This is a genomic window from Actinoplanes sp. NPDC051411, assembly GCF_040682075.1.
GTDB lineage: Bacteria > Actinomycetota > Actinomycetes > Mycobacteriales > Micromonosporaceae > Actinoplanes.
This window is the reverse complement of record NZ_JBFBAD010000161.1, coordinates 1-21067: the sequence shown is the minus strand read 5'-3', so window position 1 is coordinate 21067 and position 21067 is coordinate 1. Positions and strand designations below refer to the sequence as shown.

Genomic DNA, 21067 nt, shown 5'->3' with positions numbered 1-21067 from the left:
CAACTGCCGGATGACCGGTACCGCCAGGCCGGCCAAGGGCCGCCGCCGCCATCGCGGCGGCGGCCCCCGGGCGGGCACCATCGCCGCCTTCCTGACGCCGTTCTTCCTGCCGTTCGCGCTGTTCTACCTGCTTCCGGTGGGCTACGCGATCTGGCAGAGCACCCAGGTGGTGAAGCGGACCGGCGGTCAGTACGGGCATTCGTACACCGCGTTCGGCGGGTTCGAGCAGTACGTCAAGGCGTTCCAGGACAACGAGTTCCTGGCCAGCGTCGGCCGGATCGCGCTGTTCGGCATCGTGCAGGTGCCGGTGATGCTGTTTCTCGCGCTGGTCATGGCCCTGCTGCTCGACACCCCGCTGCTGCGGGGCAAGGCTTTCTTCCGCATCGCGGCGTTCATGCCGTACGCCGTGCCGGGCGTGATCGCCGCGATCATGTGGAGCTTTCTCTACTCGCCTCAGCTGAGCCCGGTCGTCGACCTGCTGCAGAAGCTCGGTTTCCACCCCGATTTCCTCGGCCCGGGGGCGGTGCTCTGGTCGGCGGCGAACGTCTCGACCTGGCTGTGGACCGGCTACAACATGCTGATCATGTTTTCGGCGCTGCAGTCGATCCCGCAGGAGCTCTACGAGGCGGCGAAGATCGACGGCGCCAGCAACTGGTCGATCGCCTGGCGGATCAAGGTGCCGATCATCGCCCCGTCGATCGTCCTGACCACGGTCTTCTCGATCATCGGGACGCTGCAGCTGTACGCCGAGCCGGCCGTGCTGCGCCAGATCTCGTCCAACATCTCCAGCACGTTCACCCCGAACATGCTCGCCTACGCGGTGGCGTCGGGGAACAACTACCAGCAGGCGGCCGCCGTCTCGGTGATCATCGCCGCCATCACCTTCGTGCTGAGCTTCGGCTTCATGAAGCTGACCTCGAAGAGGGCGGGGCTATGAGCAGGCCTTCGCAAGAGAGCAAGACGAGCAGGACGGCGGCCATGGCGCTGATGTTCCTGCTCGCCATCTACTTCCTGCTGCCGGTCTATTTCCTGCTCGTCGCCGCGACCAAGCCGCAGGGCGACCTCGCGACCACGTTCGGCCTCTGGTTCTCGCATTTTGACCTCGGGGCGAACCTGAAGACCCTGTTCGGCCGCACCGACGGCATCTTCCTGCGCTGGGCCCTGAACAGCGTCATCTATGCCGTGCTGGGCGCGGCGATCGGCACCCTCATCTCGGCGCTGTGCGGTTACGCCCTGGCCAAGTTCAAGTTCCGGGGCCGCGAGTTCCTGTTCTCGGTCATTCTCGGCGGCGTTCTCGTGCCGACGACCGCGCTCGCCCTGCCGCTGTTCCTGCTGTTCTCGAAGCTCGGCCTGGTCGACACCTATCTCGCGGTGTTCCTGCCCAGCATCGTCAGCCCGTTCGGCGTCTATCTCGCGCGGATCTTCGCCAACGCGGCCGTTCCGGAGGAGATCCTGGAATCGGCGCGCCTGGACGGCGCCGGCGAATTCCGTACGTTCTTCTCGGTCGCCTTCAAGCTGATGTCGCCGTCGCTGGTGACCATTTTCCTGTTTCAGTTCGTCGGCATCTGGAACAACTTCTTCCTGCCGATGGTGATGCTGCAGAAGGAATCGCTGTTCCCGATCACGCTCGGCCTCTTCGAGTGGAACGGCCAGACCGCGCGGGTGTCGCTCCTGCAGGAATCGGTGATCACCGGCTCGCTGGTCTCGATCATCCCGGTGATCATCGTCTTTATTCTGCTGCAGCGGTTCTGGCGGACCGGCCTCGGCGCCGGCTCCATCAAATAAGCGAAGGTTCCCGACACATGCCAAAGAATGCCGTCTTCGTGCCCCACTTCCACTGGGACCGGGAATGGTACGAGCCCTTTCAGGTCTTCCGGCACCGGCTGGTGACGGCGATGGACACGGTTCTCGCGTCCGCCGAGGCCGACCCCGCCTTCCGGTTCACCGTCGACGGGCAGATGGCGGCGATCGAGGACTACCTTCAGATGCGGCCGGAGAACCGGGACCGGGTGGCCGCCCTGGTCGCGAACGGGCAGCTGGGTGTCGGGCCGTGGCTGATCCTGCTCGACGAGTTCCTCTGCTCGGGCGAGACCATCGTGCGCAACCTGCAGATGGGCTGGGCCGCCGCGGCCGGGCTCGGCGGCTCGATGCCGCTCGGCTATCTGCCCGACATGTTCGGCCACGTCGCCCAGATGCCGCAGATCCTGGCCCGGGCCGGGCTCGAGCACGCGGCCCTCTGGCGGGGCGTGCCGGGAACGGTCACCGGGCACGCCTTCCGCTGGCGGGCGCCGGACGGTTCCGAGGTGCGCACCGAGTTCCTGTTCGACGGCTACGACAACGGCCTCGACGTGCTGCTCATCCCGGACCGGATCGGCCCGGCCCTGGCCGAGTACGCGTCGATGACCGTCGAGCGGTGGGGCAACGACCCGGTGCTCGCGATGGCCGGCACCGACCACAACGCGCCCGATCCCCGGCTGGCGGAGTGGCTGAAACAGGCCGGCGAGGTGAAGATCGCGACCCTCGACGAATACGTCCGGCAGCATGCCCGCGACGAGGTCACCGCGGTCGTCACCGGCGAGCTGCGCAGTCACGTCCGCGGCAACATCCTGCCCGGCGTGCTCTCGGTGCGGCTGGCGCTCAAGCAGGGCATGGCGATCGCCGAGCGGACCGTCGACCACGCGGAACGCCTGAACGCCCAGTGGTCGGACCGGGACGAGTCGCCGTTCCTCGCCCTGGCCTGGCACAAGATCATCGAGTCGACGGCGCACGACTCGGTCGTGGGCTCGGGCACCGACGAGACCTCGGATCAGGTCGAGGCCCGGCTGGCCGAGGCGACCCAGGCCGCCCGCGCGGTCCGGGACGCGGCACTCGCGACGGCCGCCGCAAGCGTGCCCAGCGACGCCTACCTGGTCGCCAACCCGCTGCCGGTGCCGCGCACCACGCTGATCGAGGTGGACGTGGCGGCGGGCGACGGCGACGACCTGGTCGCGATCGCGGCCGACGGGACGGCCCACCCGGTGCAGCCGACCGCGTACGCCCCGACCGTGCTCAGCGACGAGCGGATCGACGCCTCGCAGCTGGAGCGGGTGCTGCGGCGGATCCACCGGCGGGAGTTGTTCGGCCGGCTGATCGACCGGTATGACCTGCGGCCCGGCGAACTGACTTTCCATGTCGCCGAGGTGCCGCACCGCAGGGAATTCGACCTGATGATCCTCCGCGCGGACGTGGCGGCGCTGGCGGCCGAGCATCCGGGGGAGTGGTCGGTGAAAACGCTGGCCGAGGCGAGGACGACGGTGCTCGCGCCGGTGTCGGTCCCGGCGAGCGGACTGGCCACGGTCCGAGTGACGACTCGCGGCCGAAGCGGCGTACCGGAAAAGGCGCAAGCGAATGCGGCGACCGCGACCGACCGGGGTTTGTCGAATGGTCTGGTCGAGGTGCTGATCGCGCCGGATGGCACGCTCGATATCACCGGGGCCGACGGGACCGTGCTGCAGGGTGTCGGCCGGCTCGTCGACGGCGGCGACCGGGGCGACAGTTACAACTACGGGCCGCCGGTGCACGATGTGCTGGTCGAAACGCCGGCGGCGGTCACGGTGGAATTGGTCGAGAACGGTCCGCTGCGGGCCCGGCTCAAAGTCACTCGCGTCTATGACTGGCCGGTCGCGATCGACGCCGGCGAACGGGACCGTCGCGCCGGCGAAACCGTCGCGACCCCGGTCGACATGGTGGTCGAGGTCCGCGCGGGCGAGCCGTTCGTGCGGCTCGGCACCTCGTTCCTCAACCAGTCCGCCGACCACCGGTTGCGCCTGCACATTCCGCTGCCGGTTCCGGCCGCGATGTCGGCCGCCTCGGGGCAGTTCGCGGTCACCGAGCGCGGGCTCACCGCCGAGGGCGGCTGGGGCGAATATCCGATTCCGACGTTCCCGGCCGACGAATTCGTGTCGGCCGGAATGGCGACCGTGCTGCTGGACCATTCGACGGAATACGAGTTGGTCCAGGGCGGGGCGGAGCTCGCGATCACGCTGCTGCGCGCGATCGGATCGATCAGCGTCAACATCCATCCCTATCGGGACGAGCCGGCGGCGAGCGAGATCGGCGCGCCGGGCGCGCAGGACCTGGGCGTACGCATCGAGCACCGGTTCGCGGTCGTCCCGTCGGCGACCGGCTGGCCGGGCGCGCACGCGGTCGCGCTGGCCGCCGCGTTCCGGCACGACGTGCTCGCGGTCCGGGGCGCCGGGCCGGCCGGTGACGGCGACACGCTGCCCGCGGATCGAGCGGGGCTCGGCGTGGCGGGCGATGATCTCTTTGTGTCGAGCATCCGCCGGGTCGCCGCGGGCACCGAGGTGCGCCTGGTCGCGATGAGCGACGCCGGGGCGACCGCCCGCCTGACCGGGGCGTTCACCGAGGCGACCACGGTCGACCTGCTCGGACGGCCGCTCGGCACGGTGCCCGCGGCCGGCGAACTGGAACTCGGCCTGGGGCGCTGGGAGATCCGTACCGTCGTAGTTCGTTAGGGGCTGGCATGTCGTACATCTCGGACCAGAAGCCGTTCCGCGGTGCCGTTCGCGCGGCGCGCTCGTGGCTGCATTCCGACGCGCCGTCGTTGTCGCTGAACGGATCGTGGCAATTCCGGCTGTCGCCCCGGGCCGACGTGCCGGACACCATCGAATGGGACACCATCGAGGTCCCGTCCCATTTCGGCACGCCCATATACACCAACGTCCAGTACCCGTTCCCGATCGACCCGCCGTTCGTGCCGGACGAGAACCCGACCGGCGACTACCGGCGGCACATCGAGGTCCCACCGGAATGGCTCGGGACCGGGCGGGTCGTGCTGCGGTTCGACGGTGTCGAATCGCTGTTCAAGGTGTGGGTGAACGACCAGGAGATCGGCTATGCCAGCGGCAGCCGGCTGGCCCACGAATTCGACGTCACGGCGTCGCTGAAGGCCGGCGACAACGTCATCGCGGTGCGCGTGCACCAATGGTCGGCCGCCAGCTATCTCGAGGATCAGGACCAGTGGTGGCGACCGGGAATCTTCCGCGACGTCACCCTGCGGCATTCGCCCGACGGCGGCATCGAGGACGCGTGGCTGCGAGCGTCTTTCCACGACGGCCACGGCTTTCTCGAGCCGGAAATCGTTTCCGAAGGCTTCCCGGTCACTCTGCGGATCCCCGCACTCGGCATCGAAAAGGTCTGGGAAGACGCGGCGTCCGTTGTGGCCTTCGACGTCGGCGAGGTCCGGCCGTGGTCGGCCGAGCTTCCCTTTCTGTACGCCGCTGCCCTGTCCACAACCGCGGAAACCGTGTCCCTGCGCCTCGGCTTCCGCACGGTCGAGATCCGCGGCGACCAGTTCCTGGTCAACGGCCGCCGGGTCGTCTTCCACGGCATGAACCGGCACGAGACCCATCCGGTCCGCGGCCGCGTCTTCGACGAAGAGCATGCGCGCGCCGACCTGGCCCGGATGAAACAGTTCAACGTGAACGCCATCCGCACCAGCCACTATCCGCCGCATCCGCGCCTGCTCGACCTGGCCGACGAACTCGGTTTCTGGGTCATTCTCGAATGCGACCTGGAAACCCACGGCTTCTCGGCCCTCGACTGGGCCGGCAACCCGTCGGACGACCCGTCGTGGCGTGCGGCCTGTCTGGACCGCATCGAGCGGACCGTGGAACGGGACAAGAACCACCCGAGCATCGTGATCTGGTCGCTCGGCAACGAGGCCGGAACCGGAAGCAACCTGGCCGCGATGTCGGCCTGGGTGCACGGCCGCGACCCGTCCCGCCCGGTCCACTACGAGGGCGACCACGCCGGCGAATACACCGACGTCTATTCGCGAATGTATTCGTCGGTGCTGGAGACGACCGCGATCGGCACCGACGGATCCCGGGCCAAGTTGCTCGGCTGCACGCCCGCCCAGGGGGCCCGGCAGCGGACGAAACCGTTCCTGCTCTGCGAATACGCCCACGCGATGGGCAACGGGCCGGGCGCTCTCGACCAGTACGAGGAACTCGTGCACCGCTTTCCGCGGCTGCACGGCGGATTCGTGTGGGAATGGCGCGACCACGGCATCCTGACCACGGCCGCCGACGGGACGCCCTATTACGCGTACGGCGGCGACTTCGGCGAGGTCGTCCACGACGGCAACTTCGTGATGGACGGGATGGTGCTGAGCAACGACGTGCCGACGCCCGGCCTGCACGAATACAAGGCCGTGGTCCAGCCGATCCGGTTCTCCTTCGGTGCCGGCAGCGTCGAGCTGGCCAACCTGCGCCACTCCGCCGACACCTCCGACCTGGCTTTCCGCTGGCAGGTGACGCACGACGGCGAGGCAACGTCGTCCGGTGACCTGACGGTGGCCGCGATCGAGGCCGGCGCGTCCGCACGCGTGCCGCTGCCCGCCGTCGACATCGCCGCCGCGCCGGCCGAGACCTGGCTGACGGTCGAGGCGGTGCTGGCCGAGGACACCGCGTGGGCCCCGGCCGGGCACGTGGTCGCGGTCGCCCAGCTCGACTGTTCCGCTCCGCGGGCGGTCGCGGCGACGCCCCGCGAGCCCCGGTGGGAGCCCGGCGACGGGACGCTCACCCTCGGACCCGCGGCATTCGACCAGGGCACCCTCGTACGTCTGGCGGGCCGGACCGTGGCCGGCCCGCGCCTGGAATTGTTCCGGGCCCCGACCGACAACGACGAGGGCACCTCCGGCAACCCGGCCGAAAGCGACGGCAGCCTCGCCGGTGTCTCGAACGCCGCCCTCTGGCGGCGCGACGGCCTCGACCGCCTGACCACCCGCGTGGTCTCCGTGTCGACCGCGCCCGGCGCCCTGAAGACCGTTTCTCGCGTCGCCGCCGCGCACTCCGGCCGGTCGGTGGTCGTCGAAACGGTCTGGACGCTGGCCGGCGACGAGCTCGACCTGCGCGTCTCGATCGAGCCGTCCCGGGGCTGGTCCACGGTGTGGCCCCGGATCGGGATCCGCTTCGACTTCCCCGACGGCGACAACCCGATCGACAGTGCCGAATGGTTCGGAACGGGCCCGCTGGAGTCCTATCCCGACAGCCGGCATGCCGCGCTGGTCGGCCGCTTCTCCGCGGGAATCTCGGATCTGTCGGCCGACTATGCCCGGCCCCAGGAAACCGGCCACCGCGCCGGCCTGCGTTCGCTGACCCTCGGCGGCGGGCTCCGGATCGACACCGTCCCGGACACCCGGGGCCGCCGCCCCGGCTTCACCCTGACCCGCCACACCCCGCAGGAGATGGCCCGCGCACCGCACCCCTACCAGCTGCCGCCGTCGACCACGAGCTACCTCTTCATCGACGCGGCCCAGCACGGCCTCGGCTCCCGGGCCTGCGGCCCGGACGTGTGGCCCGACTTCGCCCTGCGCCCCGAGGCCCGCACGATCCGTCTGCGCATCCGATAGGTCAGGCACCCGTGCGGTCGGCGCTGCGCGGATCGGTGACCCGGGCGGCGGCGTAGACGTCGCCGGCCCGGGCGGTCGCGCGCCACGGGCGGGCCTTCTTCAGGGCGACGTCGAGCTCCGGGTCGGCCCGGTCCAGGTCGACGCAGATCAGGTCGGGCCCGTCGGCGCGGGCCTGCCGCAGCAGATAGCCGTGCGGGCCCGCCACCGCCGAGGGCGAGGCCGGCGCGCACTGGGCGGGCACCGCGATGCTGACCCACAACCCGTTCACCCAGAGTGAGTTGTGCGGCCGGTGGGCGCCGGAGAGCCGGTGGTTGCCGCCCACCACGACCCAGACGCCGAGTTCGCCGGCGAGCGCCATCGTCGCCCGCAGTTGTTCGGTGACCGGCGCCCAGTCGATCTGCCAGCCGGTGTAGTGCGGCTTGTCGGCACCGGCGTAGCCGGACAGCGACCCCTCCCCGAAGTGGACCAGCCTCGCCCCCTGGCCGGCGGCCCGGCGCATCGCGGCCCGGATCGCCGGGCCGTTCACGTGTGGGTCGGTGGTGACCTCGGTCTGTGCCACGGCGATCCTCATCGCACCAGGGTGTCAGCCGAGCTCGTAGTCGAACCAGATGCGGTGGGTTCCGTCGGCGACGATGTCGAGGCCGCCGGTGCCCCGGATGCCGGCCAGGGCGCCGGTGCCGCTGGCCGGCACGATCACGAGGTAGTCGGCGCCGCCGCCGGCGCCCTCGGTGGTGGCCGAGTGGGCGAAGTTGAACGCGCCCGGCTTTCCGTCGAGGCTGCCCTCGAACGACTCCATCGCGACGTAGGTGCCGGTGTCGGTGGCCGGGTCGTAGGCCGCGCTGAAGATCGTGACCGAGCGGCCGCTGACGCCGCCGGCGAAGGTCTTGCGCATGGTGGCGACGCCGACCGGTAGCCCCGTCTTGATGTCGGGGGCGGGGACCTGGGCCGGCGTGAAGTCGGCTACCTCGAACGTTCCGTTGACTCGCATGCCCGCGACGCTACGACCGGAGGCTGACAGGTTCCGTCAGGTTCTCTCAGCCGAAGGTGAAGACGTAGGCCCGGACGCCCGGTCTTTCGAACAGGATCTCGACCGTGCGTTCCGCCACCGGGCCGTCCTGGCGGATCAGCTGGTACATGCGGCCGTAGTCGAGCACGCCCGTCCCGTCGGCCGAGGTGTCGGCGCCGTGGGACGCCCCGGGCGCGGCGCCGTCGAGCAGGACCCGGAACGGGATCGGCGCGCCGGTCGGGTTGGAGAGGACCAGGTTGGCGTCGCGGGCCTGGAAGCGGAAGGCGATCGTGCCGCCCGGCGCGGTCAGCTCGATGTCCTCGCGCCCGATCCGCCAGGCGCCGTCCAGGCCCCACCGGTTGAACGGCAGGTAGGCCGGGGACTCGACCGGCCCTTCGGTGGAGGAGCCGCGCCCGAGGTACGTCTCGTTGGTGCGCACGGTGTCCCAGTCGGCGCCCTTCTCGGGTCCGGCGCCCTCGACCACGGTCAGCGGACGGGACACGCCGAGAAGTCGCTGCAGGGTCCGCTCGGACTTCTCGTAGCGTCCCTCGCCGAAGTGGAAGTCGACGATCTCGCCGGAGCGGTCGGCGAAGTACAGCGCCGGCCAGTAGTGGTTGTCGAACGCGGACCAGATCGCGTAGTCGCTGTCGACGGCGACCGGGTAGTCGATTTCGCGATCGGCGAGTGACCGGCGGATCAGCTCGATATCGTGCTCGAAGCCGAACTCGGGGGTGTGCACGCCGATCACGACGAGTCCGTCGTCGCGGTAGGCGCGGGACCAGGCGCGCACCCACGGTTCCTGGCGCAGCCAGTTGACGCAGGTCAGCGTCCAGAAGTTGACCAGCACGACCCGCCCGCGCAGCGCGTGGAGCGTGAGCGGTTCCGAGTTGAGCCAGGCCGTGGCCCCGGCGAACGGCGGAAGAGAGGTCATCGACGGCCAGCCTAGAACCTCTTGACCACCGTCGATACCCGTCGTAGCGTCCCGCCCAAGGTCTGTTAAACAGTCTTCCAATCTTGGAGTTGCCGTGGGTAGCCTGCGGAAATCCGGCGCGGCCCTGACCGGGCTGACGCTCATCCTGTCCCTCTCGGCGGCCGCCCGGCCGGACGTGGCCGCGGAAGTCCGCGTCGACCAGGGCGGTTACGCGCCCGGCGAGACCAAAACGGCCTACCTCATGACCGGAGCGGCGGTCAGCGGCGAGCGGTTCGCCGTGCTCGATTCCCACAACAGGAGCGTGCTGAGCGGCGCCGTCGGCAAAACCAGCCGCGGCGCCTGGAGCGACACCTACCAGGCCGTCTACCCGATCGACGTGAGCCGGCTGGGCCGGACGGGCACCTATCGGATCAAGGTGACCGGCGCCGCCACGGCGATCTCGCCGGCCTTCGAGATCCGGAGCGCACAGGACCTGTACGGCCGGCTGGTCCGCGACGGCGTGACGTTCTATCAGACCCAGCGCGACGGCAAGGACGTCATCAAGGGCGCGCTGAACCGGCAGCCGTCCCACCTCGACGACGCCCACGCCGGCGTCTACCGGACCCCGACCTTCGTCACCGACGACATCATCGCCGAGGGCGACCTGACCCGGCTGGGCGGCGGAACGGTGAACGCCGAGGGCGGCTGGTTCGACGCCGGGGACTACCTGAAGTTCACGCATTCCACGGCGTACGGTGCCATTGATCTTCTTGTCGCCCAAAGGGCGATGGGAGCCTCGGCGCCCGGGACGCTCGGCGCGGAGGCCCGGCACGGCATCGACTGGCTCGACAAGATGTGGGACCAGAAGTCCAAGACGCTGTATCTGCAGGTGGGCATCGGCTCGGGCAACGAGGCCGGCACCTTCCTCGGCGACCACGACATCTGGCGGCTCCCGGAGGAGGACGACGCCAACACCGACCCCGGCCTGCGCTACGCGACCGCGCACCGCCCGGTCTTCGAGGCGGCGGCGCCCGGCGCGCCGATCAGCCCCAACCTGGCCGGCCGGGTGGCGGCGGCGTTCGCGCTGGCCGCCCAGCAGGACCCGCCGGCGCGGGCTCTTCTCGATCTGCGGGCGGCGACCTCGCTCTACGCCCAGGCCGCGGTCAAGAACCCGCCGTCGCAGCTGACCACCGCGCTGCCCTTCGACTTCTACCCCGAGGACACCTGGCACGACGACATGGAACTCGCGGCGGCCGAGATCGCCCTGGCCGGCCAGCGCCTGCACCAGCCCGGCACCGACAAATTCATCAGCCAGGCGGCCGGTTTCGCGAAGGGCTACATCGCCGGCGAGACCGGCGACACCTTCAACCTGTACGACGTGAGCGCGCTCGCCCACACGGACCTGATCGCGGCGATGGCGCACTCCCGGGACCGCGGCCTGGCCGTCTCCCGCGGCCGGCTGGTGGCCGACCTGAAGCGCCAGGTGAAGACCGGCGCGACCCGGTCGGCGGCCGACCCGTTCAAGGCCGGCGGCGTCTACACCGACTTCGACGTCGACTCGCACACGTTCGGCCTGATCGCGACCGAGGCCATGTACCGCTCGGTAAGCGGCGACTCCTCGTTCGACGCCTACGCCACGGCGCAGCGCGACTGGCTGCTCGGCGCCAACGCGTGGGGCACGAGCTTCATGGTCGGGGAGGGGTCGACGTTCCCGGACTGCACCCAGCACCAGGTCGCCAACCTCAACGGCAGCACCGACGGCACCCGCCCGGTCCTGACCGGCGCGGTCGTCAACGGCCCCAACGACCCGTCCCTGTTCGAAGACGGCCTCGGCGACTACCAGGACGGCATGGTCGCCTGCCCGCCCGCCGGCACCGACCCGTACGCCGCCTTCAACCGCGACGACAGCCGCTTCGTCGACGACGTCCGCGCCTGGCAGACCGACGAGCCGGCCCTCGACATGACGGGAGCCGCCATCATCGGCGCGGCCTTGCAGTCGGCCACCCGCTGATTCGTACCGAGGAGCGGGCCGCCCTCTGGCGGCCCCGCTCCACCGATCGGTGGAGTGACCCCACCGATCGACTGAGCGCCGGATTCCACCGCCCGCCCGGAAGATCGACCGATCCGCGCGGGGGCCGGGACGGGGACGCTGAGCGGCATGAGCGGTGTGATCGAGGTGGAGAACCTCCACAAGAGCTATGGCGGCACGGTGGCGGTGGACGACGTGTCGTTCACGGTCGCGCCAGGGGGAGATCTTCGGCATTCTCGGCCGGAACGGGGCCGGCAAGACCACGACCGTCGAGTGCCTGACCGGGCTGCGGACCCCGGACCGCGGCCGGATCCGCGTGCTCGGCCGCGACCCGCGGCGCGACCACGCCGAGGTGACCCGGCGGGTCGGCGTGCAGCTGCAGGACAGCCAGCTGCCCGAGCGGCTGCGGGTCGGCGAGGCGATGCGGCTCTACTCGTCGTTCTATCCCGATCCGGCCGACCCGGCCGAGCTTCTGGGGCAGCTCGGGCTGACGGGCAAGGAGAAGGTTCCGTACGCCGGACTCTCCGGCGGCCAGAGGCAGCGGCTGTCGATCGCGCTCGCGCTGGTCGGGCGGCCCCGGGTCGCCGTACTCGACGAGCTGACCACCGGGCTCGACCCGCACGCCCGCCGCGACACCTGGGACCTGATCGGCGAGGTGCGGTCGCGCGGGGTCACGATCGTGCTGGTCACGCACTTCATGCCGGAGGCCGAGCGCCTCTGCGACCGCATCGCCCTGATCGACGCGGGCCGGGTGCTGACGATCGGCTCGCCCGCCGAGCTCCGGGAACAGGCCGGCCAGCCCACGCTGGAGGACGCCTTCGTCGCGCTGACCGGGAGGACCGCATGACCACGCTGACCCTGACCGAGCTGAGGCTGTTCCTGCGGGAGAAGTCGGGGCCGGCGTTCGGCGTCGGGCTGCCGCTGCTCCTGCTGGTCATCTTCGGCAACCTGCCCTTCTACCGCGAGCGCCGCGACGATCTCGGCGGCCGGACGCTGCTCGACGCGTACGTCCCGATCCTGGTCGCGTTCGTGGTGGCGATGCTCGCCCTGAACGTGCTGCCGCCGGTGCTCGCCGGCTACCGCGAGAAGGGGGTGCTGCGCCGGCTGCGGACCACCCCGGTCGGGCCGGTCCGGGTGCTCGCCGCCCAGCTGATCCTGACGCTGGTGACCGCCGCGGTGTCGGTGACGGCGCTGCTGCTGGTCGCGCGGTTCGCGTTCGGGGTGGTGCTGCCGCGCCAGATGGCCGGTTTCGTGTCGGCCACGCTGTTGGCGACGCTCGCGCTGACCGCGCTCGGCCTGCTCGTCTCCGGGGCCGCTTCCGGCGGCCGGTCGGCCAACGCGATCGGGGCCGCCCTCTTCTATCCGCTCGTCTTCCTCGGCGGCCTGTTCCTGCCGATCCAGACGATGCCGGCGACGCTGCGGCACATCAGCCACTTCAGCCCGATGGGCGCGGCGGTCACGGCGATGCAGGACGCTACCAACGGGCACTGGCCGCACTGGCTCACGCTGGTCACCCTGCTCGCCTGGGCCGTCGCCGCGGCGGGCGCGGCGGCTAGATTCTTTCGCTGGGAGTAGGTGACGAGATGGCGACCGAGGAGCCGGCCTGGCCGGCCGGGTGGGAACGGCGGCTGCGACCCATGGTCACCGTGCTCCCGTACGCCGTGCTGGCCGCTCTCGCCGCTTTCACGGCCGTGCTGCGGCGCGACAGCCTCGATCTGGTGCTGTGCGCGGCGGCCGCGGTCTGGAACCTGGCGCTGTTCACCGCGCGCCCGGCGTGGCGGGACCGGCCGGCCGTCGTGGCGGTGTTCCTCACCGGCCTCAACCTGTTCGGCCTGGTCATGGTCGTCCGCGACCCGTGGTTCGGTTTCTACTCGGTGGCCCTCTACGCGTACGCCTTCCAGATCGTCGGCTGGCCGCGCGAGCTGTATTTCATCGCGGCCGCCGGAGTGGTGGCGGGAACGGCCCAGGCGACCGGCCTCGACTACGCCTCGTGGGCCGGCTGGCTGGGCCGGGCCGCCGTGATCGTCGTCAACGTGCTGCCGTTCTGCCTGATCGCGTGGCTCGGCGAGGTCATGGTCCGCTACCAGACCGGCCGCGAACGAGCGCTTCGCGAGGCCCGGGAGGCGAACGCGCGGCTCGAGGCGGCGCTGGCGGAGAACGCGGCGCTGCAGGAACGCCTGGTCGAGCAGGCGCGCGCGGCGGGCGTACTGGATGAGCGGGGCCGGATGGCCCGCGAGATTCACGACACCCTGGCCCAGGGCCTGACCGGGATCGTCACGCAACTGCAGGCGGCCGAGCACCTGGCCGACGACCCGCCGGCCTGGCGCCGGCATCACGCGGCGGCGACCGCGCTGGCCCGGGAGAGCCTGGCCGAGGCGCGGCGCTCGGTGAACGAGTTGCGGCCGGAACGTCTCGAGACCGGGCGCCTGGCCGACGCGATCGCCGAGGTCGCGGCCACCTGGTCGGACCGGCACGGCGTCCCGGTCGCGGTGACGGTTACCGGCTTTTCGCGCGCGCTGCGCCCGGAGGCCGAGGTCTCGCTGTTCCGGACGGCCCAGGAGGCCCTGGCCAACGTGGCGAAGCACGCCTCGTCGGCGACCCGGGTCGGCGTCACGCTCTCCTACATGGACCAGCAGGTCGCGCTGGACGTCCGCGACGACGGGCCGGGTTTCGACCCGTTGTCGCTCAACGGCGGCTTCGGTCTGGTGGCCATGCGTCAGCGGATCGAGGCGTTGTCCGGCACGCTGCAGATCGAATCGGAGGCCGGTGGCGGCACCGGCATCTCGGCTTCCCTGCCCCTGGAGGTGTCACCGTGACCGACCCGATCAAGCTGCTGATCGCCGACGACCACCCGGTCGTCCGGGACGGGCTGAGCAGCATGTTCGCCCGCGACCCGGAGTTCACGGTGGTCGGCGAGGCGGCGGACGGAGCCGAGGCGGTACGGCTGGCTTCGGCGCTGGCACCGGACGTGATCCTGATGGACCTGCGGATGGCCGGGATGGACGGCGTGACCGCGATCGGCGAGCTGGCCCGGCGCGGGGTGCCGGCCCGGGTGCTGGTGCTGACGACGTACGACACGGACAGCCACGTGCTGCCGGCGATCGAGGCCGGGGCCACCGGCTACCTGCTCAAGGACGCGCCGCGGGACGAGTTGCTGCGGGCCGTACGCTCGGCCGCCCGCGGCGAGGTCGCGCTCTCGCCGTCGGTCGCCGCCCGCCTGCTGAACCGGCTGCGCGCCCCGGCGCCGTCGTCCGGGCCGCTGAGCCACCGTGAGCTGGAGGTGCTGCGCCTGGTCGCCTCCGGCAACACCAACCGGGAGGCGGCGGCGAAGCTGTTCATCACCGAGGCCACGGTCAAGACCCACCTGCTCAACATCTACGCCAAGCTCGACGTCAACGACCGCGCGGCGGCGGTGGCCGAGGGCTACAACCACGGTATCTTGAACGCTCCGTAACTTGTTCACTCCCTTGCGTAATCGATTCCGGCCGGGAGACGATCACAAGCGTCGATCGCTTGTGGACGGCTTCCGACGGGGGTGGCGGCGCGGTGCCGAAGAGGCGGGTTGTGATCACGGGCCTGGGCGCGACGACGCCCCTGGGCGGCGACGTGGCATCCACCTGGGCGGCGCTGCTGGCCGGCCGCTCCGGGGTGAAGCACCTGACCGCCGGCTGGGCCGCCGGCCTGCCGGTCCGGATAGCCGCCCCGGCCGCCGTCGACCCGGCCGAATCCCTCCGCACCACCGGGTTCGGACACCGCCTCGACCGGAGCGCGCAGCTCGCCGTCGTCGCGGCGCGGGAGGCGTGGGCCGACGCCGGGCTGGCGGCCGGCCCACCCGACCCCGAGGGCGTGGGCGTCGTCATCGGCACGGCGATCGGCGGACTGCACACCCTGCTGGCCGCCAACCGCGAACCGCACCGGATCCCGGCGCTCACCGCCGCGATGGTGATGCCGAACGCCCCGGCGGCCAACGTCGCCCTCCACCTCGGCGCCCTCGGCGCCGTGCACGCCCCGGTCACCGCCTGCGCGGCCGGCAACGAGGCGATCGCCCTGGCCGCCGACCAGATCCGCCTCGGCCGGGCCGACGTGGTCGTGGCCGGGGGAGCGGAGAGCCCGATCACCCCGCTCTCCCTCACCGGCTTCAGCCAGATCACCGCGCTGAGCCGCCGCAACCACGACCCCGAGCGCGCTTCCCGCCCGTGGGACGCCGCCCGCGACGGCTTCGTGCTCGGCGAGGGCGCCGGGATCCTGGTGCTGGAGGCGTACGAGCACGCCCGCGCCCGCGGCGCCCGCATCTACGGCGAATTCGCCGGCGCCGGCATCTCGGCCGACGCCCACCACATCGTGCGGCCCGACCCGAGCGGCACCGGAGCCGGCCGGGCCATGGCCAAGGCGCTGCACGACGGCGACCTGGCCGCCGGCGACATCGTGCACGTCAACGCCCACGCCACCGCCACCCCGGCCGGCGACCTGGCCGAGGCCCGCGCGATCCGCCGCACGGTCGGCGACCACCCGGTGGTCACCGCCCCGAAGTCGATGCTCGGCCACCTGCTGGGCGCCACCGCGGCCATCGAGGCGGTCGCGACCGTCCTCACCCTGCACCACCGCCTGGTCCCGCCGACCATCAACCTCGACCGTCCGGGCGACGGCATCGACCTCGACATCGCCACCAAGCCCCGCGAACTGCCCGCGAGGGGAGAGCTCGCCGCCCTGAACAACGCCTTCGCCTTCGGCGGCCACAACGTCGTGCTCGCCTTCACCGCGGGTTCCACACCCTGAGCCGGATCGCCGCCGCCGGCCGTTCTCGTCGTCGGGTCAGAGGGCGGCCATGGCCTGACGGAGGCTCTGACGCGCCTTCTCGATCCCCCGGCGCGCCGCCGCCGTCTCGGATTCCACCTCGTTGCCGTGCCGCGCGTCATACGTCCGGCGCGCCTCGTCGTTCCAGGCGTTGCGGCTGCTCTCGATCGCGCGGCGCAGCGTGCCCGCCGACTCGTCGAAAGCCCGGGCGACCGGGCCGAAGGGGTCGCCGTTCATGGGAGCACCTTCGCGGGGAGAGACTCGATCCCGAGCTGCCGCGCCGCCTCGATCCGGTGGCGGCCGCGCAAGACGTTGTAGGTGCCGTTCGGGCGGCGTTCGAGCGTGATCGCCTCCTCGCCTAGAAACAGGTCGAAGACGATTGCTGTGTGCCGGAACGGCGCGGCCGCGCGTTCGGTGTCGCGGGCCTCGAAGTCGTCCCGGGTCAGGCTGTCGGCCAGTCCGGGCCGGATGACGTTCTCCCACGTCTCGGCGGCCCAGCGGTAATCGGGCAGGTCGGCGCCGCCCTCGCCGAACTTGTCGCCCACGATCGGATTGTCCGAGAAGTCGACCTGCGACAGGTCGACGCTCTCGACGCCGAGCGAGGCAAGGACGGAGTTAAGAACCGATTCCTTTCGTACGGCGCTCACCGCCACCGCACCGAGAACGCTCATTCCCGCGCCGGGCGCCGAGGACCTGTACTCCTCGAGGCTTTCCAGCCGGCGGGAGAGATCGGCCCGGGCCCGGGCGATCGCGGGGTCCAGGGCGTAGCCCGCGCGGCTGCGGGCGGCGCCGAACTCCTGCTCGGCCGCGAACGCCTGGGCCTGTGCGTTGTCCGCGCGCTGAAGGAGGCGGCGGGCTTCCTCCAGCTCGGCTCGGATGGTCGCCGCGGCTCTCTCGTCGCTGGCGGCGGCGAGCATGGCCTGCAGCGCCGACACCCGGGCGGCCCGCCGGCCGCGCTCGGCGGCGATCTCACCGCTGACGGCGGAAAGCTTCGCCGCGGCCTGCGTCCAGAGCCCGCGCTGCGTCTGCGACCAGTTGGCCAGCGCCTGGTCGAGCGCGGACACGGCCTCGGTGGCGGTGGCGACCACGTCAGCTCCGGAACTGTTCGAGCGCGGCGACCTTGCGCTGGAGTTCCGCGGGGAACTCCGAACGGAAACTCTCCGAGATCCGCCGCAGGGCGCGCAGCGACTCCTTGAGCCGCTCCTCGAACTTCTGCCTCTCGTTGTCGTGCCAGTCGGATCGGTCGAGGCTGCGCTGCAGCTGCCGGGCGATCTGCTCGCACTGCTCGGCGCCGCTCTTGATCTCTTTGGAGAGCTGCTTGAGCTTCTCGGGGTCGACGTCGATCCGCGGCATCAGGGCTGCTCCGATCCTTCGGCGAGGACGTCCGCGAGCCAGGCGCTACCCGGGACGGTGTAGGTGGTGCAGCGCCGGCTCATCCCACGGTCGTCGTTGACCAGGAGAACCTGCCGGTCGCGCAGCTCGCTCGCTTCGTCGTTGCCGAGCATGCGCTGCGAGTCATCGGGGCTCTGCCGGCCCGCCACCCGCCAGGCGAACTCGCGCACGACCGAGCCGGGGAGCCTGCGGCTCAGGCCGGCGACGGTCTCGCACCAGGCCCAGACGTGTACGCCCACCTCGGGCCCGTCACGCACGATCTCCTCGAGCGCGTCGACGAGGTCCGGGTCGCCGTCGACGCCGCCGGTGTCGAGATCGCGGGCGCGGTCGACGCCGTAGAGGAAAAGCACTCGCGCCGGCGCCGCAACGTCATCGGTCTCAATCCGGTCCTTGACCTGCGCGCGGAGCTCGCCGAGCACCCGGCTCAGGCCGCGGCGGCGATGCGACCGCAGCCGTCCGCGCTCCAGCAGGGGGCCGAGCACGACGTCCAGCCCATCGTCGATCGAGGTGAAGTCGACCAGGTCGATCGTGGCCGGGGACAGCGCGAGCGAGGCCGCCGCGACGGCGACCAGTGAACGCGGAACGGAGTCATCCTCGGCTTCACGGGCCACGACCAGGACGTTCGCTCCGGGATCGCGGGCCAGCTGAATGTCGGCCACCCCGGAGAGCGTCATGGGTGAGCCCACGCGGATCCGCAGCGGTGCCCGGCCGGTCGCGGTCATCTCCTCGCGGAAAGCGGCCGGCGCCAACGACTCGATCGGCGTGGCCGCGTTGCCCTCGAACACGACCGGCCGCCGGATGAAGCCCACCCGGTCCGCCTCGGACCGCATCCGGGCTACCCGGGCCCGCCGCTCCGACTCGTCGGTGAACGCGCCGCGGAAGCGCTGGTTGGCCTCGACCGCGCCGCCGGCCGTGTTAAGTACACCCTCGCCGTGCTTGGTGAGGAATTGCCCGGCGTCGTTGCCTTCGCCCAGCACCCGGCGCGCGTCGGCCTCCGTGGCCGGCAGCAGGATCCGGGTCGGCAAAAGCTGCGGCACGTGACTGCCGAGCGCATCCAGTCCCGCCAGACTCTGCGACCCGAGCAGAAGGTGGATGCCGAAGCTGCGGCCCTGGCGCACCAGCGTCTCCAGGAGAGCGGCCGCGGCCATGCCCACCTTGTCGTTGCGGGCGAAAAGCACATGGAACTCGTCGAAGAGCTTGGCGTGCCGGACGAGCGCATCACCACCATCGCTGCACAGATCGACGGGATCACACCGGCAAACGGCGCCAACGCCGCCCCGGGCGCCATCGAGGAGATTGCTCGCCTGGTCGCTGCGGGCCAGGTCCGTGTGCCCATCGCGGCAAGCTTCCCGGTCGACCAGATCCGCGCCGCGGTCGAGCTTCAAGCCGGCCGGCACGTGCACGGCAAGGTCGTCATCGACCTGTAGCCGTTCATCCTTGATCACGCTGTGCTCGATTGCCGGCCGGAACCCCAGATTTCCGGCGGTTCTTAGTGCCGTACCCGTCGGCCGAGTGCCCGGATGAGCCGGTTGCGGAGGTCGTGGCTGAACGATCCCTCCTCGTCGGGAGTCACGATCGTGACGAGCGACAGGCCGGCAGTGACCAATACCGCCTCGTACGGGTCGAAGCGGAAGCCCTGATCCTCACCCGGCTCCTGTTCGAAGCGGATCGCGGTCGTGGGCCGCGGTGACGGCCCGTACAAGACCGCGAACGGGCCCTCGCCGTCGTCCCCGAGGTCATAGCCGAACTCGTCCCAGTCCTTCTTCATCCGTGCGTCACGGGCGACATACAGCTCGCCGGCCTCGGCCGGAACCCCGCCGCGCGCCTGGCGCCAAGGCAGTAACGGTCCGATTCCGGCCATTTCCGCCTCGCTCCGCCCGACCAGCATGCCCGGCCACCGGGCGTGCACACCGTCCAGCATGGCTCGAATGCCGGCGCCGGCCGGCGACCTGGCAATGACGACGCTGTCGTATCCGCTAATCATCTGGCTGCCTTCGAACGGTCGCGTCACGGGGAACGCCGACGATTCCAGCTCGGCGTCCGGGAACCATGAATACAGCAGTACAGCAGCAGGCGCATCCTCAATCCGGCGCGGACTTGCGCCGAGGCCACCTGATCCGGGATCACGCCGCGTGAAGGCTCCCGATGGTCAGCGCGGGCGCTCGGCGGCAAATCAGGATGGCTGTCGAATCTACGACTCCGCTGGTGTCGCAGTCGGCTGACGAGATTATTCTTTTGGGGAATTCGACCCCGAACGATCAGCTGGCCGGCTCGAGCGGGAGGTTTCCGTGGCGCTCAACGATTCCAGGGTTGCTCAATTGGTCGTGCAGCGCGGTCAACCGAGCTCGTCGATAACTTTCGCTCCGCCGGGCTCGCCGCCGTGGACGCTGATCGAGGCCCAACTGTTCGGCACGAGTGGCGACGGTGGGGCCTTCGAGGCGCTTTGCACCTCCTACTCCTATGTGGTCGGAGGACAGGGTCACACGGCGCTGGACGCCAATGTCTCCTGCCAATGGGTCGAGGGCCTCACGGTCGCGACGTTCACGCTGAGCGTCTACGGCGGCGGCTGGGCCGAGGCGGGTGTGAAGCTGACAACCTTCGAATGAATGGGTATCGGAGACGGGAATGCAGCCAAAGGCAAATCCGGGCATGGGTCTGCGCGTGATGGAAACGCGCGTTTACTACGACGCGATTTCGGGCGACGTCGTTCACGTGCATCGGCTTGCGGTCGGAGCCGGACAGGAAGTGGACGAGAACCTGCGCAAGGGTCTGGAAGCGTTCGACCAATGGCTCAGATCGCAGCACGAGCGGGAAATTGATTTCCTCAACGCCGGCGATTCCGACCTCCCGGCCGGTCCGATCAGGGTCGACGTGAACACCCGCACAATTATGAACGGTTGACCGGCAACGGAGGAATTGGAGTGCGCCATGAGCATCCCCCCGACCATTTCTGAGGGCGCGACCGGAACCACGGTCAGGTGGGCGCAGTACCTTCTGGTCCGCCGGACCCTGAGCTACGACCAGATCGACGGCATCTTCGGCCCCGTGACCGAGGCGGCCGTCAAGCAGTTCCAGGATGACAGCAACCTGGCCGTCGACGGTGTCATCGGGCCGGCCACATGGGCTGCGCTGGGCGGCGACGGCGCGCAGCCACCGACGCTCGCACAAGGGTCCGACGGCCCAGTCGTCCAAAGGCTGCAGACCGCGCTGAACGAGGGACGCGGCGACTTCGCACCGGATTCCAACCCGCTGCTCGCCGTCGACGGCGTCTTCGGTGCCCACACCGCCACCGCGGTCAGGGGAACGCAACAGATGGGCGGCATCGAGGCGGACGGGGTGGTCGGGCTGCAGACCTGGGCTCTGCCAGTGCACGCCGCGGGCGAGGTGCTCGCCGATCTCTGCGGCGTACCCGGCCCGGGCGGCGGATGATCAGCCGGAAGGCTGATGACGAAGCGTAGCGGTGGAGTCGGGAGGCCGTCGGAAGCAGGACGCGGGGGGCCGCCCGGGGGGGGGGGGGGGCGC

The 21067-nt window shown here is 70.8% G+C and carries 22 protein-coding genes; 14 read left to right on the top strand and 8 right to left on the bottom strand.

Annotated features, from left to right (window positions below):
• From AB0M88_RS47000 to AB0M88_RS46985, 4 genes are all read left to right on the top strand, one after another.
• Window positions 1–937, top strand: a 937-nt coding sequence (locus tag AB0M88_RS47000; RefSeq protein WP_364113692.1) for a sugar ABC transporter permease, incomplete at its 5' end; no start/stop codon positions are given.
• Complete coding sequence (locus AB0M88_RS46995) at window positions 934–1785, top strand: carbohydrate ABC transporter permease (protein ID WP_364113690.1); 852 nt, start codon at window positions 934–936, stop codon at window positions 1783–1785. The genes AB0M88_RS47000 and AB0M88_RS46995, both read left to right, overlap by 4 nt.
• A gap of 17 nt (window positions 1786–1802) precedes the next feature.
• Window positions 1803–4514: a hypothetical protein gene (locus AB0M88_RS46990; protein WP_364113688.1), complete on the top strand. Its 2712-nt coding sequence runs from the start codon at window positions 1803–1805 to the stop codon at window positions 4512–4514.
• Window positions 4515–4522: 8 nt separating this feature from the next.
• A complete protein-coding gene (locus AB0M88_RS46985; protein WP_364113686.1) occupies window positions 4523–7414 on the top strand; it encodes a glycoside hydrolase family 2 TIM barrel-domain containing protein in 2892 nt (963 codons plus the stop codon).
• Window position 7415: 1 nt separating this feature from the next.
• Here AB0M88_RS46985 and AB0M88_RS46980 read toward each other — a convergent pair whose 3' ends face one another.
• Genes AB0M88_RS46980 through AB0M88_RS46970 form a run of 3 tightly spaced genes read right to left on the bottom strand, consistent with a single transcriptional unit; the run spans window position 7416 to window position 9351 of the window.
• Window positions 7416–7985, bottom strand: a complete 570-nt coding sequence (locus AB0M88_RS46980) for a nitrilase-related carbon-nitrogen hydrolase (RefSeq protein WP_364113684.1) — start codon at window positions 7983–7985, stop codon at window positions 7416–7418.
• A 12-nt stretch (window positions 7986–7997) separates the two neighbouring features.
• A complete protein-coding gene (locus AB0M88_RS46975) occupies window positions 7998–8402 on the bottom strand; it encodes a DUF3224 domain-containing protein (protein ID WP_364113682.1) in 405 nt (134 codons plus the stop codon).
• 46 nt (window positions 8403–8448) lie between these two features.
• Window positions 8449–9351, bottom strand: a complete 903-nt coding sequence (locus AB0M88_RS46970) for a thioredoxin (RefSeq protein ID WP_364113680.1) — start codon at window positions 9349–9351, stop codon at window positions 8449–8451.
• Window positions 9352–9445: 94 nt separating this feature from the next.
• On the opposite strand from AB0M88_RS46970, the gene AB0M88_RS46965 reads away from it, so the two are divergent.
• The 6 genes from AB0M88_RS46965 to AB0M88_RS46940 all read left to right on the top strand — a co-directional run bounded on the left by AB0M88_RS46965 (window position 9446) and on the right by AB0M88_RS46940 (window position 16135).
• Complete coding sequence (locus AB0M88_RS46965; protein WP_364113678.1) at window positions 9446–11341, top strand: glycoside hydrolase family 9 protein; 1896 nt, start codon at window positions 9446–9448, stop codon at window positions 11339–11341.
• 187 nt (window positions 11342–11528) lie between these two features.
• Window positions 11529–12206 (top strand): ABC transporter ATP-binding protein, encoded by a 678-nt coding sequence (locus tag AB0M88_RS46960; protein WP_364113676.1) that lies wholly within the window; start codon window positions 11529–11531, stop codon window positions 12204–12206.
• Window positions 12203–12934, top strand: a complete 732-nt coding sequence (locus AB0M88_RS46955) for an ABC transporter permease (RefSeq protein WP_364113674.1) — start codon at window positions 12203–12205, stop codon at window positions 12932–12934. The genes AB0M88_RS46960 and AB0M88_RS46955 overlap by 4 nt, the downstream gene beginning before the upstream one ends.
• An 8-nt stretch (window positions 12935–12942) precedes the next feature.
• Window positions 12943–14175 (top strand): sensor histidine kinase, encoded by a 1233-nt coding sequence (locus AB0M88_RS46950; protein WP_364113672.1) that lies wholly within the window; start codon window positions 12943–12945, stop codon window positions 14173–14175.
• Window positions 14172–14813, top strand: coding sequence for a response regulator transcription factor (locus tag AB0M88_RS46945; protein ID WP_364113670.1), 642 nt, complete (start codon window positions 14172–14174; stop codon window positions 14811–14813). Before AB0M88_RS46950 ends, AB0M88_RS46945 begins: the two co-directional genes overlap by 4 nt.
• Before the next feature lie 92 nt (window positions 14814–14905).
• Window positions 14906–16135 carry a beta-ketoacyl-[acyl-carrier-protein] synthase family protein gene (locus AB0M88_RS46940; RefSeq protein WP_364113694.1) on the top strand — a complete coding sequence of 410 codons (1230 nt, stop codon included), beginning with the start codon at window positions 14906–14908 and terminating at the stop codon, window positions 16133–16135.
• A gap of 36 nt (window positions 16136–16171) precedes the next feature.
• Here AB0M88_RS46940 and AB0M88_RS46935 read toward each other — a convergent pair whose 3' ends face one another.
• From AB0M88_RS46935 to AB0M88_RS46920, 4 genes are read right to left on the bottom strand one after another with little or no spacing between them, the layout of a single operon-like run.
• The gene (locus tag AB0M88_RS46935) at window positions 16172–16390 is read right to left on the bottom strand and encodes a hypothetical protein (RefSeq protein WP_364113668.1); all 219 of its coding nucleotides are present in this window, start codon (window positions 16388–16390) and stop codon (window positions 16172–16174) included.
• On the bottom strand, window positions 16387–17241 hold the full coding sequence (locus AB0M88_RS46930; RefSeq protein WP_364113666.1) for a hypothetical protein: 855 nt from the start codon (window positions 17239–17241) through the stop codon (window positions 16387–16389). Before AB0M88_RS46930 ends, AB0M88_RS46935 begins: the two co-directional genes overlap by 4 nt.
• A 1-nt stretch (window position 17242) precedes the next feature.
• Complete coding sequence (locus tag AB0M88_RS46925) at window positions 17243–17506, bottom strand: WXG100 family type VII secretion target (RefSeq protein WP_364113664.1); 264 nt, start codon at window positions 17504–17506, stop codon at window positions 17243–17245.
• Entirely contained in the window at window positions 17506–18723 is a 1218-nt protein-coding gene (locus tag AB0M88_RS46920) for a hypothetical protein (RefSeq protein ID WP_364113662.1), read from the bottom strand. The genes AB0M88_RS46925 and AB0M88_RS46920 overlap by 1 nt, the downstream gene beginning before the upstream one ends.
• Here AB0M88_RS46920 and AB0M88_RS46915 point away from each other — a divergent pair, their 5' ends adjacent.
• Window positions 18724–18972, top strand: coding sequence for a zinc-binding dehydrogenase (locus tag AB0M88_RS46915; RefSeq protein WP_364113660.1), 249 nt, complete (start codon window positions 18724–18726; stop codon window positions 18970–18972).
• A gap of 62 nt (window positions 18973–19034) precedes the next feature.
• Here AB0M88_RS46915 and AB0M88_RS46910 read toward each other — a convergent pair whose 3' ends face one another.
• Window positions 19035–19529 (bottom strand): hypothetical protein, encoded by a 495-nt coding sequence (locus AB0M88_RS46910; protein WP_364113658.1) that lies wholly within the window; start codon window positions 19527–19529, stop codon window positions 19035–19037.
• A 304-nt stretch (window positions 19530–19833) separates the two neighbouring features.
• Here AB0M88_RS46910 and AB0M88_RS46905 point away from each other — a divergent pair, with 304 nt between their 5' ends.
• The 3 genes from AB0M88_RS46905 to AB0M88_RS46895 are packed head-to-tail and all read left to right on the top strand — an operon-like array spanning window position 19834 to window position 20974.
• Complete coding sequence (locus tag AB0M88_RS46905) at window positions 19834–20151, top strand: hypothetical protein (RefSeq protein ID WP_364113656.1); 318 nt, start codon at window positions 19834–19836, stop codon at window positions 20149–20151.
• A 43-nt stretch (window positions 20152–20194) separates the two neighbouring features.
• Complete coding sequence (locus AB0M88_RS46900; protein WP_364113654.1) at window positions 20195–20446, top strand: hypothetical protein; 252 nt, start codon at window positions 20195–20197, stop codon at window positions 20444–20446.
• A 27-nt stretch (window positions 20447–20473) separates the two neighbouring features.
• Window positions 20474–20974, top strand: a complete 501-nt coding sequence (locus tag AB0M88_RS46895) for a peptidoglycan-binding protein (protein ID WP_364113652.1) — start codon at window positions 20474–20476, stop codon at window positions 20972–20974.
• The last annotated feature ends 93 nt before the right edge of the window (window positions 20975–21067 follow it).

Excerpts from the sequence above, each read along its gene's own strand:
- AB0M88_RS46995 (WP_364113690.1), top strand. The coding sequence starts at position 934 with ATGAGCAGGCCTTCGCAAGAGAGCAAGACGAGCAGGACGGCGGCCATG.
- AB0M88_RS46990 (WP_364113688.1), top strand. The coding sequence starts at position 1,803 with ATGCCAAAGAATGCCGTCTTCGTGCCCCACTTCCACTGGGACCGGGAA.
- AB0M88_RS46985 (WP_364113686.1), top strand. The coding sequence starts at position 4,523 with ATGTCGTACATCTCGGACCAGAAGCCGTTCCGCGGTGCCGTTCGCGCG.
- AB0M88_RS46980 (WP_364113684.1), bottom strand. The coding sequence starts at position 7,985 with ATGAGGATCGCCGTGGCACAGACCGAGGTCACCACCGACCCACACGTG.
- AB0M88_RS46975 (WP_364113682.1), bottom strand. The coding sequence starts at position 8,402 with ATGCGAGTCAACGGAACGTTCGAGGTAGCCGACTTCACGCCGGCCCAG.
- AB0M88_RS46970 (WP_364113680.1), bottom strand. The coding sequence starts at position 9,351 with ATGACCTCTCTTCCGCCGTTCGCCGGGGCCACGGCCTGGCTCAACTCG.
- AB0M88_RS46960 (WP_364113676.1), top strand. The coding sequence starts at position 11,529 with ATGGCGGCACGGTGGCGGTGGACGACGTGTCGTTCACGGTCGCGCCAG.
- AB0M88_RS46955 (WP_364113674.1), top strand. The coding sequence starts at position 12,203 with ATGACCACGCTGACCCTGACCGAGCTGAGGCTGTTCCTGCGGGAGAAG.
- AB0M88_RS46950 (WP_364113672.1), top strand. The coding sequence starts at position 12,943 with ATGGCGACCGAGGAGCCGGCCTGGCCGGCCGGGTGGGAACGGCGGCTG.
- AB0M88_RS46935 (WP_364113668.1), bottom strand. The coding sequence starts at position 16,390 with ATGAACGGCGACCCCTTCGGCCCGGTCGCCCGGGCTTTCGACGAGTCG.
- AB0M88_RS46925 (WP_364113664.1), bottom strand. The coding sequence starts at position 17,506 with ATGCCGCGGATCGACGTCGACCCCGAGAAGCTCAAGCAGCTCTCCAAA.
- AB0M88_RS46915 (WP_364113660.1), top strand. The coding sequence starts at position 18,724 with ATGGAACTCGTCGAAGAGCTTGGCGTGCCGGACGAGCGCATCACCACC.
- AB0M88_RS46910 (WP_364113658.1), bottom strand. The coding sequence starts at position 19,529 with ATGATTAGCGGATACGACAGCGTCGTCATTGCCAGGTCGCCGGCCGGC.
- AB0M88_RS46900 (WP_364113654.1), top strand. The coding sequence starts at position 20,195 with ATGGGTCTGCGCGTGATGGAAACGCGCGTTTACTACGACGCGATTTCG.
- AB0M88_RS46895 (WP_364113652.1), top strand. The coding sequence starts at position 20,474 with ATGAGCATCCCCCCGACCATTTCTGAGGGCGCGACCGGAACCACGGTC.